The sequence below is a fragment of the Luteibacter yeojuensis genome, assembly GCF_011742875.1.
In the GTDB taxonomy this organism is placed as follows: domain Bacteria; phylum Pseudomonadota; class Gammaproteobacteria; order Xanthomonadales; family Rhodanobacteraceae; genus Luteibacter; species Luteibacter yeojuensis.
Window position 1 is genome coordinate 2,250,707 of the sequence record NZ_JAAQTL010000001.1, and the last position, 12,900, is coordinate 2,263,606.

General features: G+C 67.5%; 12 protein-coding genes. 9 read left to right on the top strand and 3 right to left on the bottom strand.

Translation table 11 applies throughout. The features are described from left to right. The first annotated feature begins 57 nt into the window (after window positions 1-57). Window positions 58-3,084 (top strand): TonB-dependent receptor, encoded by a 3,027-nt coding sequence (locus HBF32_RS10295; protein WP_166699539.1) that lies wholly within the window; start codon window positions 58-60, stop codon window positions 3,082-3,084. Window positions 3,085-3,183: 99 nt separating this feature from the next. Here HBF32_RS10295 and HBF32_RS10300 read toward each other — a convergent pair whose 3' ends face one another. Beyond that, window positions 3,184-3,576 (bottom strand): hypothetical protein, encoded by a 393-nt coding sequence (locus HBF32_RS10300; protein ID WP_166699540.1) that lies wholly within the window; start codon window positions 3,574-3,576, stop codon window positions 3,184-3,186. 224 nt (window positions 3,577-3,800) lie between these two features. On the opposite strand from HBF32_RS10300, the gene HBF32_RS10305 reads away from it, so the two are divergent. Next, window positions 3,801-4,577: a ferredoxin--NADP reductase gene (locus HBF32_RS10305; RefSeq protein ID WP_166699541.1), complete on the top strand. Its 777-nt coding sequence runs from the start codon at window positions 3,801-3,803 to the stop codon at window positions 4,575-4,577. An 88-nt stretch (window positions 4,578-4,665) separates the two neighbouring features. Here HBF32_RS10305 and HBF32_RS10310 read toward each other — a convergent pair whose 3' ends face one another. Further along, the gene (locus HBF32_RS10310; protein ID WP_166699542.1) at window positions 4,666-5,328 is read right to left on the bottom strand and encodes an RIO1 family regulatory kinase/ATPase domain-containing protein; all 663 of its coding nucleotides are present in this window, start codon (window positions 5,326-5,328) and stop codon (window positions 4,666-4,668) included. Window positions 5,329-5,410: 82 nt separating this feature from the next. On the opposite strand from HBF32_RS10310, the gene HBF32_RS10315 reads away from it, so the two are divergent. The 5 genes from HBF32_RS10315 to HBF32_RS10335 all read left to right on the top strand — a co-directional run bounded on the left by HBF32_RS10315 (window position 5,411) and on the right by HBF32_RS10335 (window position 10,293). Continuing rightward, on the top strand, window positions 5,411-6,178 hold the full coding sequence (locus HBF32_RS10315; protein ID WP_166699543.1) for a DUF3298 and DUF4163 domain-containing protein: 768 nt from the start codon (window positions 5,411-5,413) through the stop codon (window positions 6,176-6,178). Further along, a complete protein-coding gene (locus tag HBF32_RS10320; protein ID WP_166699544.1) occupies window positions 6,178-6,660 on the top strand; it encodes a DUF456 domain-containing protein in 483 nt (160 codons plus the stop codon). Before HBF32_RS10315 ends, HBF32_RS10320 begins: the two co-directional genes overlap by 1 nt. A 76-nt stretch (window positions 6,661-6,736) precedes the next feature. Next, entirely contained in the window at window positions 6,737-8,503 is a 1,767-nt protein-coding gene (locus tag HBF32_RS10325) for a DUF885 domain-containing protein (RefSeq protein WP_166699545.1), read from the top strand. Between the two features lie 156 nt (window positions 8,504-8,659). Next, window positions 8,660-9,487: a universal stress protein gene (locus HBF32_RS10330; RefSeq protein ID WP_166699546.1), complete on the top strand. Its 828-nt coding sequence runs from the start codon at window positions 8,660-8,662 to the stop codon at window positions 9,485-9,487. A 143-nt stretch (window positions 9,488-9,630) separates the two neighbouring features. After that, window positions 9,631-10,293, top strand: a complete 663-nt coding sequence (locus HBF32_RS10335) for an energy transducer TonB (protein ID WP_166699547.1) — start codon at window positions 9,631-9,633, stop codon at window positions 10,291-10,293. 114 nt (window positions 10,294-10,407) lie between these two features. Here HBF32_RS10335 and HBF32_RS10340 read toward each other — a convergent pair whose 3' ends face one another. Continuing rightward, window positions 10,408-10,692 (bottom strand): hypothetical protein, encoded by a 285-nt coding sequence (locus tag HBF32_RS10340; RefSeq protein WP_166699548.1) that lies wholly within the window; start codon window positions 10,690-10,692, stop codon window positions 10,408-10,410. Window positions 10,693-10,858: 166 nt separating this feature from the next. Here HBF32_RS10340 and HBF32_RS10345 point away from each other — a divergent pair, with 166 nt between their 5' ends. Both HBF32_RS10345 and HBF32_RS10350 read left to right on the top strand, forming a co-directional pair. Next, a complete protein-coding gene (locus HBF32_RS10345; RefSeq protein WP_166699549.1) occupies window positions 10,859-11,437 on the top strand; it encodes a cysteine dioxygenase in 579 nt (192 codons plus the stop codon). Window positions 11,438-11,483: 46 nt separating this feature from the next. After that, window positions 11,484-12,878, top strand: a complete 1,395-nt coding sequence (locus tag HBF32_RS10350) for an FAD/NAD(P)-binding protein (RefSeq protein ID WP_166699550.1) — start codon at window positions 11,484-11,486, stop codon at window positions 12,876-12,878. Window positions 12,879-12,900 lie beyond the last annotated feature (22 nt).

Below are 12,900 nucleotides of genomic sequence, written 5' to 3' on the forward strand. Positions count from 1 at the left end.
CCCGAGCCGCGTCTTCCGCGGGATCGTCTTTTCGGGGCATCACTTTTCGGGGAAAGCATGAAGAAGCAGTTTCTCTCTCGCAGGAGCGCACTTGCACTGGCGGTCTGTACCTGCCTGAGCGGCGTTTCGAGCGTTTATGCACAGTCCACCACCGGCGCCATCAATGGCTCGGCTCCGGTGGCAGGAAATGAAACCATCGTCATCGAGAGCGGCTCCGGCTTCCGCCGCGAGGTCCAGGTCGATGAGCGTGGGCGCTACGCCGTCTCCCAGTTGCCCCTGGGCACCTACACGGTGACCCTGATGCGCGACGGTGCCGCCGTCGATTCGCGCAAGAACGTCGCCCTTCGCGTCGGCGCTAGCACCGACGTCTCGTTCAACGCCGCGCCCGCCGTGGCGGCCAACGCGGAAAGCCTGGAAGGCGTGACCGTCACCGGTAACGCGCTGCCCAGCATCGACGTGACCGCGGTCGACTCGCGCACCGTCATCACCTCCGAGCAGCTTTCGAAGATTCCCCTGGGCCGCTCGGCCGAGGACATCGCCCGCCTCGCACCCGGCGTGGTCAACAACGGCGGCGGCTTCGCCAGCGATACCGGCCGCTCGGTCGCCAGCTTCGGCGGTGCCGCGGCGAACGAGAACGCCTACTACGTCAACGGCTTCAATACCACCGACCCGCTCAACGCCCTCGGCGGCCTGCAGCTTCCCTACGGCGCGATCGACCAGCAGGAGGTCTACACCGGCGGCTACAGCGCGCAGTACGGCCGTTCCGATGGCGGCGTGATCAACCAGGTGGGCAAGCGCGGCACGAACCAGTGGCACTACGGTGCGCAGGTGCTGTGGGAGCCGGCATGGGCACGTGCCTCGGGTCCGAACCTGCACTACGCCAACACGCCGGCATCGGCACCGGCCGGCGACCTGTACCAGCCGAAGAGCCAGAACGACAAGTGGACCACCACGGTCAGCGCGTATGCCAGCGGTCCGCTCATCAAGGACAAGCTGTTCTTCTTCCTGGCTGGCGAGTTCGAGAGGCAGGGGCTGCGCGAGGTCAACAACGTCGGCAACAACACGCCCGCCGACACGAGGGATTACCGCAATCCGCGCTGGTACGGCAAGCTCGACTGGAACATCAACGACAACAACATCCTCGAACTGACCAGCGCCGGCGACAAGCGCGAAGGCTCGGGCACCCGTTACAGCTACGACTACGCCAACCTTTCGCGCACCGCGCGCATCGGCGACCTCAACGACACCAAGACCGGTGGCGACCTGTGGGTGGCGAAGTACACCGGTTACATCACGGACAACCTGACCGTGAGTGCCATGTACGGCAAGATGTCGAGCAAGAACTACGACCAGCCGACCGACTACGATCCGAACCTGATCCGCGTCGACAACCCCGTGCGCCAGAATCCGGCGCTCAACGGCGGTACGCCGATCCAGAACACCCAGGTGGCGGACATCAGCTCGCCGGGCCGCGGCAACAAGTCGACCAACTTCCGCTTAGACGTCGCCTACGTCCTCGGCGACCATACGATCTCGGTCGGCATCGACAACGTGCGTTCGCGTGTCGAGGACTTCGGTACGCAAAGCCCGGGTCCCGGCTATGTGTGGACCTACGGCCACTCCGACGATCCGATGGAAGCCATCGACAACACGCCGGGGCGCAACTTCGTGCCCGCGCCCGGCCTGTTCCCGAACGGTGAGCAGGGTTACTTCGTCAGCAAGAACATCGTCAACAACCGCGTGAACGTGCGCTCCGACCAGAAGGCGCAGTACATCGAGGACAAGTGGCAGATCAACGACCGCTGGCTGCTGTCCGTCGGTCTGCGCAACGACCAGTTCACGGACTACAACCAGTTCGGCCAGCCGTTCATCGAACAGACCCGGCCGCAGTGGGCGCCCCGCCTCGGCGCGTCGTGGGACGTGAACGGCGACGGCAGCTTCAAGGTCTACGCCAACGCCGGCCGTTACTACCTCGGCCTGCCGCTCAACCCGGCGACGGGCGCGGCCGCCGGCTATACCGCCACGCAACAGTACTTCACGTACTCCGGCATCGACCCGGTGACCGGCAATCCGACCGGCCTCACCCAGTTCAGCGGCGTGGTCTCGGGTAACAACTCGTACGGTATCCCGCCCGACCCCCGCACGGTCGCCGCGAAGGACCTCAAGTCCGAGAACCAGGACGAGTTCATCCTGGGCTTCGACAAGACCTTCAACGAGAACTGGACCTACGGCGTCAAGTTGACCCAGCGCAAGCTCAATGCGGTCATCGACGACTTCTGCGACCTCGACGTCGTCACGAACAAGGCCGCGGCGCTCGGCTACACCGTCGGCTCGACGAACAGCTGCTACCTCGTCAATGGCGGCCATTCGAACAAGTTCACGCTCATCGACACCGCGGGCAATCCTTTCGTGGTGCCGCTCAGCCGCGAAGAGATGGGCATGCCGAAGACGAAGCGCCGTTACCTGGCCGCGGAGTTCTACCTCGAGCATCAGTTCGACGGCACGTGGTACGGCAAGTTCGACTACGTCTGGTCGCACTCCTACGGCAACACGGAGGGCCAGGCCCGTACCGATACCCGCCAGTCGGGTGCCGCGGGCAGCGTGGACTGGGATAACCACTGGGTGATGGACTACGCCAACGGTCCGCTCGGCAACGACCACACGCATGTGTTCAAGGCCTACGGCTACTGGCAGTTCGCGCCCGAGTGGCAGCTGTCCGGCAACCTGCAGGCGATCTCGGGTGCGCCCGAAGTCTGTCTCGGCTACTGGGGTCCGAACCAGGAAGACGTCGCGCACTACGGCAGCTCGTACCACTGGTGCGACGGCCAGCCGTCGCCTCCGGGCGACAAGGGCCGCCTGCCGTGGACCTTCCAGCTCGACCTGGGCGTGACCTACCGGCCGGAATGGGCGGGTTCGAAGCTGGCGTTCTCCGCGAACGTCTTCAACGTGCTCAACCAGCAGCGTCCGACGTTCCGTTACCCGACGGAGTTCGAGAACCGCGGTACGCCGCATCCGATCTACCGCGTCCCGCTGTACACCCAGGATCCGCGTTACGCCCGCCTGGCGGTCAGCTACGACTTCTAAGAGCGCTTAAGACGACCCAGATCCCTGTGTGACACTTGCGCCCCTCTACGGGAACCGACTCCTCCCCAGCCGGTTCCCGTAGACCGGGCGCTCTTTTTTTTAGCGCGACTCGCCCGAGGCGGCGACGACCCTTTCGATGTAATCGAGAACCTCGGCCAGCGGAAGGTCGAAGATGCCTGCGTCGCCGTTGTCGTACGCCTGGCGCCAGACGCCGTAGCCGTCGCGCCAACCCTCGTCGCCATCGGCCACGCCATCGACCTGGAGAAGGCTCCTGTCGAGGCTGGCGCGCGAGACGGCCGCGTGGCGCATGGCGGGCTGCAGGCCGCCGGGGAGCCGATGGTTCCGCAGTTTCACGTCCAGGATGGAAACGTGGAAGACCTCTCCGTCCTCGGGCTCATGGTCGATCCGACGGATCGCCACGCGCGACGCCTCCTCGCTCGGGCGGGTGCGATAGGTCCAGGCCTGGCCCACGGCATAGTCGGGCTTGCTCACCGGCGTCTCTCCTCTTCCTGCGAACGGCCTCGCATCTTAGTGCAGCCGGGGGCCCGGGCGCCCCGCCCCGAGATGGCTTAAACTTGTGCCCCATGAGCGCGCACCCACCGGTGCGACGCGACGAGCGAGGCAGCGCGGCCCGAGGGCCGCTTCCCCAGCCAAGCCCGGCTACCGCGCGTGGCGCGATGGCCCGTCCCTTTCCGTCTTCGAGGTTCAAGCAAACCATGGTGGCACTGGCGACCGAACACGTCATCGACGTGCATCACTGGAACGACAGCCTGTTCAGCTTCCGCACCACCCGCGATCCGGGCTTCCGTTTCGAAAGCGGGCATTTCGTGATGATCGGCCTGGAGGTCGAGGGCAGGCCGCTCATGCGCGCCTATTCGATCGCCAGCGCGCATTACGAGGAGCACCTCGAGTTTTTCAGTATCAAGGTGCAGGACGGTCCGCTCACCTCGCGCCTGCAGCACCTGAAGCCGGGCGATCCGATCATCGTCAGCCGCAAGCCCACGGGCACCCTCGTGCTCAACGACCTGAAGCCCGGCAAGCGGCTGTACCTGCTCGGTACCGGCACGGGGCTGGCTCCCTTCCTCTCGATCATCCGCGATCCGGACACGTACGAGCGCTTCGACAAGGTGGTGCTGGCCCACGGCGTGCGCCACGTGAACGACCTCGCCTACTCGGATTACATCGAGAAGGAGCTGCCCAACCACGAGTACCTGGGCGACCTGGTGCGCGAGAAGCTGGTCTATTACCCCACCGTCACGCGCGAGCCGTTCCGCAACCGCGGACGCATCACCGATGCCATCGCCGATGGCGAGATGGCGCGCGCGACCGGCCTTCCGCAACTGAATCCCGCCGAGGACCGCGTGATGCTCTGCGGCAGTCCCTCGATGCTGGACGACATCTGCGTTCTGCTCGACGGGGAAGGTTTCGAGGCCTCGCCGCGCACGCGCGAACCGGGCGATTACGTCATCGAACGAGCCTTCGTGGAAAAGTAGCCCTCTGTAGGAGCCTCTATGGCGGCGAGGGAAATCTTGCAGGGCCGTCGCGAGATTTTCTCGCCGCTATAGCGGCTCCTACACGAGGTCAGCGCCGGATGCGGCCCTGGCCTTCGTTGTCCCAGTAGCCGAAGATGCGGCGGGCGACGAGCTTGTAGAGGCGCTTCCCGGTCGCACGCCACAAGCGCGAGTGGGCCGCCGGCCGCGCCAGCATCGCATATTGCCTCGACGTGAGCGCCTGCGGCGCATACGTGCGCTTGTGCTTCAGCAGGTGGCGCAGGTCCTCGCGCGCCAGCAGGCGGAACAGCGGACCCCGGCGCCCACGGGTCCAGGCGATCTGGAAATCCACGAGGCCCGGCGTGCCGTCCTCCCGGACCAGCCAGTTGGGCTCCTTCGCCAGGTCGTTGTGCACGATGCCGCGGCGATGCAGTGCGACCAGCAAGCGCAGTGCCGCGCGGTAATAGGCGGGGTCCAGGGGCCTGCCCAGTTGCATCGGCTGTCCCGCCATGTAGCTGCGCTCGAGGACGTGTCCGGTCCACGCGAGCAGGCGCGGCACGCCGTCCACGCCATCCAGCCGGGCGAGCGCGCGTGCCTCGCGGGCCGCGGCACGGCGGGCGAACCAGCGGGCCCACCAGCGCGCCGGACCGATGTCGCGGCGAATCAGCGTGATGCCGTTGCGCTCGACGCGCTCGATCCGGCCGAGTTCGTCGGCCTTGAGCACGGTAATGGATTCCGTCGTCGCGTTATGCACGCTCTTCCTTCGCTATGTTGACGCGCTCTCCGCAGGAGACGCTCTAGGCTAAGATACGTACTTCGCAGGGAGAGAACGCACGATGCTACTGCGACATATCCTGTCGCTGGCCATTGCCGGGGCCGGCCTGACCGGCTGCCACGACGCCGACCGGACGAACGGGGGCGATACGACGCCGTCCGCGGGGACGGGCGCCGACAAGGATACCCCTTCGGCCCGCCAAGGCCTCTATACGATGGAACTGAAGCTTCCCGAGCTTCCGCCGGGAGCGCGCGAGCTGCGCGATACCATCGACCGCTACGTGGAAGAACAAAAGCGCAGCTTCCTCGCCAGCCTGGATACCCCGGCAGCGCGCGCGCGGGCGCGCGAGCTGCCCTGGGACCTGAACATGGTCATCGCCGTGGCCTCCCGGACCGACCGCTTCATCAACGTGCAGGTCGACGGCTCGTCGTTCACCGGGGGCGCCCATCCCGTGCCGATCGTCGACAGCTTCACATACGATGTGCAGGAGGGGCGCGTGGTGGAAATCGACGACCTGTTCGCCGACCCGAAGGCCGCCGAGGGCGCCTTCGCCACCGAGGCACGCCGGCAACTGCTCACCGCGCTGGACGACCAGGACGAACCGCTGGCCTCCAGCAGCGAGCAGATCGACGAGGGGACAGAGCCCGGCAAGGACAACTATCGCGTGTTCAGCCTGCTCACCGGTCCGGACGACAAGGTGCGCGGCCTCACCTTCATCTTCCCGCCTTACCAGGTGGCCTCCTACGTCGCGGGGCCCCAGGCGGTGGACGTGCCCAGCGAAGCCTTCGCCGCTTACCTGAAACCCGAGTACCGCGAGGCCTTCCGCTGATGGAACTGTTCCTCTACCTCCTCGCCGCCGCGCTCGTCATCGGTGGCGTGGCGGGGGCGATCCTTCCGGTGTTGCCCGGCATTCCCATGATCTTCGGCGGCATCTGGCTCGCCGCCGCAGTGGACGAGTACCGCCACCTGGGCTGGGGCTGGCTCGTGGCGATCGGCATCGTCGGTGCCCTGGGGATCGCCCTGGATTTCGTATCGGCGTCGCTCGGCGCGAAGAAGATCGGTGCCAGCCAGCGCGCCTTGTGGGGCGCCGGCATCGGCACGGTCGTCGGCATGTTCTTCGGCATCCCCGGCCTCGTCGTCGGGCCTTTCGCGGGAGCGATGGCCGGCGAACTGTGGTCGGGGACGAGCGTGTTGCGCTCGGCGCACGTCGGCGTCGGAACATGGGTGGGCATGCTCGTGGGCATTGTCGCTAAGGTGGTGATCTCCTTCCTCATGATCGGCATGGCGGGCCTCGCCCTCCTGTTCGCCTGACCGGCTGGCCATCAGGCACATTGGCGGGGCGATGCCTCAACGGCTAGTCTCGGCGGACTACCACGGGGAGAGACGCATGTTCCGACGACTCACGCTCGCCGCCGCCGTCACGCTGGCGGTCGGCTGCCTGCACGCCGAGCCGGCCACGCAGCCGGCCTGGATCGCCCGCAGCAACGCGGACGCGCAGCCGCTGCTCGATGTCACCGCCCGCTTCAGTCCCGAATCCGCGACGGATATCGGCCTGAAGGGTTATGACGAGAAGACGGTCGACCTCGGTCCCGACGTGGACAAGCGCCAGCGTGCCGCGCTCGTGCGGGTTCGCGATACCGTGACCAAGCGCCTCGCCGAGGAAAAGGATTCGAACGTGAAGCAGGATCTACAGATCCTGCTCAAGCAGATCGACGGCAGCATCAAGGGCATCGACCTCAACGACAAGTACCTCCTGCCGTGGTACGACGCGGGGCAGATCGTCTTCAGCGGCGAGTTTTCGCTGCTCAACGCCGAAAGCAAACCCGAGCAGAACAAGGCCGCCCTGGGCCGCCTGAAATGCTATGTAGGCATGACGCCGGGCTGCACGGCCCTCGTGGAACAGGCAAAGGCCCGCACCACCGAGAAACTCGGCGACACGTCCCTGCTGGGACCGGTGAAGGCCGATGTCGAGCAGAAGCTCGGCAACACGCAGCGCTACGTCGATGGCATCCGCAAGCTGTTCGCCGAAAAGAAGATCGCCGGCACCGACGAGGCCATGGCGAAGCTCGACCGGCAGCTCAAGGATTACAACGCCTGGGTGAAGAAGACCGTACTGCCGCGCGCGCGCACGGATTTCCGCCTGCCCGAGCCGCTGTATGCATACAACCTCGAGCAGGTCGGCCTCGACATCTCCCCGCGCGAACTCATCGACCGCGCGCAGCTGGAGTTCATGGAAACCACCTATGCGATGCAGATGCTCGCGCCCGTCGTCGCCAAGGCCGAGGGGCTGCCCGACGGCGACTACCGCGACGTGCTCAAGGCGCTGAAGAAGAAGCAGCTGGCGAAGGACAAGGTCGAGCCCGCGTACCATGCCGTGATCGGCAAGATCGAGGATACGATCCGCAAGCAGCGCATCGTGGAACTGCCGAAGCGCGACATGGCGATGCGCCTCGCCTCGGAAGCCGAGAACGCGCGCACGCCGGCGCCGCATATGGATCCTCCGCCCTTCATCGGCAACACCGGCCAGCGCGGCACCTTCGTGCTCACCACGGGCAACCCGCCGGCCGACGGCGACAAGACCCAGATGTACGACGACTTCACCTTCGAGGCCGCCGCCTGGACCCTCACCGCCCACGAGGGCCGGCCGGGCCACGAGCTGCAGTTCGCCGCGATGGTGGAACAGGGCGTGTCGCTCACCCGCAGCCTGTTCGCCTTCAACAGCGTGAACGTGGAAGGCTGGGCACTCTACGCCGAAGCGGAAATGATGCCGTACGAGCCGCCGGCGGGGCAGTTCATCGCCCTGCAGTTCCGGCTGTTGCGCGCCGCGCGCGCCTTCCTCGATCCCATGCTGAACCTCGGCATGGTGACGCGCGAACGCGCGCACGAGATCCTGGTGCACGACGTCGGCCTCTCCGAACCGATGGCCCGCCAGGAACTGGACCGTTACACCCTGAATTCGCCCGGCCAGGCCACGGCGTACTTCTACGGATACACGCGCATCCTGCAGCTGCGTGCGGAAACGCAGACGCGCCTCGGCGACCGCTTCGACCGCAAGGCGTTCAACGATTTCCTGATCGCCCAGGGCCTGCTGCCTCCCGACCTGCTGGCTGAGGCGGTGCGCACGCGCTTCATCCCGTCGCAGGAAAAAAAATAGGACATGTAGGAGCCGCTATAGCGGCGAGAAGCGCACGAAGCGATGAAGCGGCGAGGCGGGCTCCCTCGCCGCTATAGCGGCTCCTACACCCTCGCTCCCTTCGTAGGTTGGTCCAGCCCATTGACCGGGCCATCCCCGTCGTTGTTCCATGGGGACATGCTCCTCGAACTGCTCGTGCACATCGCCCGTCTCCCGCCGCAAGGCGCGGGCCTGCGGGCCGCGCTGGCCATGGCCACTCGTCTTGGCGCCCGCCTCGATGCCCTGCACGTCGTGGACCTTCCCGCCGCGGCCTATACCGTGCCCGAAGCGGTGCCGATGCAACTCGATGCCGTGCGCCAGCGCGCCAGCGATGCCAAGGCCATGGCGGGCGACTGGGCAGCCTTGCTCGCGTCGCGCCAGCTCGAGGGCAAGTGGCGCGTCGGCAACGGCGACACCGTCTCGCTGCTCGCCCACGCCTCGGCGGGGTACGACCTCATCGTGATGGAACGTTCGTCGACGATGCGCGGCGACGCGCCGGTAGGGTTCGGCGTCGTGTCGCGTACCGTGTTCGCCTCCAGCCGGGGCGTCCTCGTGGTGCCCGAGGCCGCCCCGGTGGAAACCCTCGGCGAGCATGTCCTCGTGGCGTGGAGCGGCAGCCGCGAGTCCGCCCTTGCCGTTCGTTCCTCGTTGCCCCTGCTGCGCAAGGCGAACCGGGTCACCGTCATCGACGGAAGCCGCGACGAGGACGTCGGCACCTGCGCCCTGCCCGATACGGACATCTGCGGCTGGCTGGACTCGCACGGCGTCAAGGCGGATGTCCGCCGGCTGGACGAGAAGGCCTTCGCCGCACCGGGTCCCGCCCTGCTCGACATAGCGCATGCCGAGGGTGCCGACCTCATCGTCATGGGCGCCTGGGGCCGCTCGCGCCTTTCCGAAATGGTGCTCGGCGGAACCACCCGGTTCCTCTTCATGCAGTCCGACGTGCCGATGCTCGTCGCGCACTGAAAGACGGCGGCATTGCCGCCTGTTGCAGCGTCCGACCGACTGACCGTAATCTGAAACCGGACCCGAACACGATCCCCGCCGGTCCCCACCCGGCCGTGTTCCCGACCGCGCATCACCTTCCCCCACGTTGCAGGAGGTGGCTCATGTCGTTCGCTCGTCCGCAGTCCGCCGCCGGAGTCCATCCGGATACCGTCCGAATCGTCGCCATGAGCGCGGCGATCGCCCTCAATGCCGCCGCACTCGTCGCCGTGATGCGACCCATGGTCGCCTCGCTGTCGTTTTCGCCGCCTTCGGTCGCGGTCATACGCCTGATCGATCACCCGGTCGAGCCGACGGTCGTTCCGCCACCGCCTATCGACCTCAAGCCGTTGCCGGTGAAGCCCAGGGCGCGGCCCGTCCAGACCGCGAAGCCGGTCGAGGCGCCACCTCCGCCGATGGCGCAGGCCGTGCCCACCGACGAAGGCTCCGCTCCGATGACGACGGCGCCTGTCGACATCGCGCCACCTTCGGTGCCTTCCACGCCCGTGGAAGCCACCCTCGCTTATGTCTCGGCACCGGCGCCGGCCTATCCGAGGGCGGCGGTCGCCGCCCGCATGACGGGCACCGTGACGCTGCGCGTGCTGGTAGACGTATCGGGCAAACCGCTCGAGGTGGTCGTCGAAAGCAGCAGCGGCCACGCCCTCCTCGACAAGGTCGCGCGCGAGCAGGTACTGGCCAGGTGGCTTTTTCAACCGGCGACGGCCGGTGGACGGCCCGTGCAGGCCTGGGCGCGCATCCCGGTCACCTTCAACCTGCGGAAAATCTAGCCCGGAGGGAGCGGACCTGTGGGAGCCGCGTCAGCGGCGATGGATGCTCGCGGCAAGCTTGCCACTGCCGCGGGATCGCCGGCGTGGCCGGCTCCCACAGTGCCCCGCGCACTCTCAGCGCGGCATCACCACGACGTCCGGCTTGCGCGTGGCCCGGGCGATGGCCCAGACGATCAGGGCCAGCAGGCCCACCGGCAGCAGGACGGGCAGCAGCGCCAGCGCGATCACGGGAGCCACGGCCAGCATCGCCACGCCGCCGATCGCGGCGCCCAGGATGGTGGCGACGAGGCTGAACATCCCGCCGATGATGCCGAAAACCAGCTTCAGCACGGTGCCGACGACGGCGAAAACGAGCCAGAAGCCGACGGCGAGGACGACGAGCGAGGTGAGGAAGAACATGGCAGGGCTCTCCGTGGTCGGGACGACCGCCCCGGGGGTGGCGGTCGCAGGTTCGATGCCCGGCCACGCGAAAAGGTTTAAGCACGGCGCGAAAGGCCGGAGTTACGACCCTTTAACGACTCGCGTGGTCCACTCCCCGGCAGTCGATTCCAGCGGACCGCCCTCCATGGGTAAGCGTTCTTCCATCATCAGGACCCTGCGGGACGTCGCGTTCGACCTGTCGGACGTGGCGGAGCCGGACCTCGCCTCCATGGGGCGGGAGATCGGCGGCATCCTGCATGGCCACAGCGCGGAGCTGGCCTCCACGCTGGGTCCGCTGCGCGAGCGGCGGCGCGGGTTCGAGCGCTGGATCCTGGCCGAACGGGCACGTCCGCCGGTGAGTGTGCTGGTCCTGGCCTGGCCGCCGGGCTATGCCACCCCGGTCCACGACCATGGCGGGCTCTGGGGGCTCGAAGCCACCCTTTCCGGCGCGCTCGAGGTCGAGACCTTCGCCAAGGACGATGCCCACCCGTCATTGCGCAGCGTCGGCCGCACATGGCTCGGCCCGGGCGATGCCACCTGGTTCGAAGCCACCGACGGCCACGCCCACCGCTGCCGCAATTTGTCGCGGCATGACACGGCGCTCACGCTTCACGTGTACGGTGGCGATCTGGCACAGTACCTCGCGTATGAGCAGCCCGGTCCTTCGGGACACTGGATCTCACGACCGAGGCAATCGATCATCGCGGGACGCCTGACGGCCTGACGGTCTCACGGCCCTCCACCCCAACCCACGGGCGAAGGACCAAAGCATGTTTCACAAGGTCGCCATCATCGGCGGTGGCGCGGCAGCGGCGACGCTGGCAAGCGAGTTGCTGGAGCGGCGCACGCGGCATCCGCTTCATCTGGACTGGTACACCGGCGGACCGGAACCGGGCCGCGGCATCGCGTACGGTACGCCGTCCCAACGCCACCTCCTCAACGTCCGCGCCGCCTCCATGGGCATGTTCGTCAGCAAGCCGGGCGGCTTCCTGGAGTACGCGCAGGCCCTGGACCCCTCGGTGAAGGGCTCCGACTTCCTCCCGCGGCGCATGTACGGCGACTTCCTGCAGTCGCGGGTGCAACAGGCCCTGAAGAACGCGGGCTCGTTCGGGCACGACGCGAACCTCGTACCGTTCGCCGCGGCATCGATCGTCCCGTCCGACGAAGGTATCGTCATCGGGTACGGCGACCAGACCTCCCACGCGGATGCCGTGGTGCTGGCGATCGGCTCGCTGCCGCCACGTCCGCTGCCGGGCGTCGAAGACGCCGCCATCGCCAGTGGGCGCTACATCACCGATCCCTGGCCCTTCCTCGCCTCGGCGGCGCCGGACGACCGCCCCTTGCGGGTCCTCATCATCGGCCTCGGCCTCACCGCGGTCGACGTCCTCCTGGAACTGTCCGCCCGCTGGCCGAACGCGCACTTCGATGCGCTGTCGCGCCACGGCAAGCTGCCGGAACCTCATCTCACGGCCGCATCGGCGCCGCACGACGACGGCGGCGAACTGATCGAATCGATGCGCGACGACCCGAACCTGCGGGTCTGGATGCGCCGCCTTCGCGACGCCGCCGAGACCGCGGAGGACTGGCGCACCGTGGTCGACGGCATGAGGCCGCACACGCAATCGCTATGGCGCGACCTGCCGACGACGGAGCGGGCGCGCTTCCTGCGCCACGCCCGCTGGGCATGGGAGCGGGCGCGGCACCGCATGCCCCCGCAGGTGGCTGCGCAGGTCGCGCAACTCGAGGCCCAGGGCCGCTTCACGCGAGCCCGCGGACGGATGCGCTCGGTGCATCTCTCGGCGGACGGCGCGCTCGATGTCGTGCACGCCCTGCCGGCCGGCGCCGAGTCCACCGACGCCTATGACGTCGTGATCCAGACGGTGGGCCTCAACACCGATACGCAGCGCACGGAACACCCACTCGTGCGCCAGCTGGTGATCGACGGCCTCGTGCAGCCCGACCCGCTGGGCCTTGGCTTCGCCGCGTTGCCTGACGGCCACCTGCTGGACGGAAACGGCAAGCCCCGGCCGAACATGTTCGCCATCGGCAGCCTGTTGCGCGGGGCACTCTGGGAATCGACCGCGATCCCCGAGATCCGCAAGCAGGCCCAGGGCGTGGCGGACATGCTCCTGGCGGAAGAAAGCCGGCGGGTCGCCGCGAGGTAACGTCCATGGAGGCCGGGCGCGC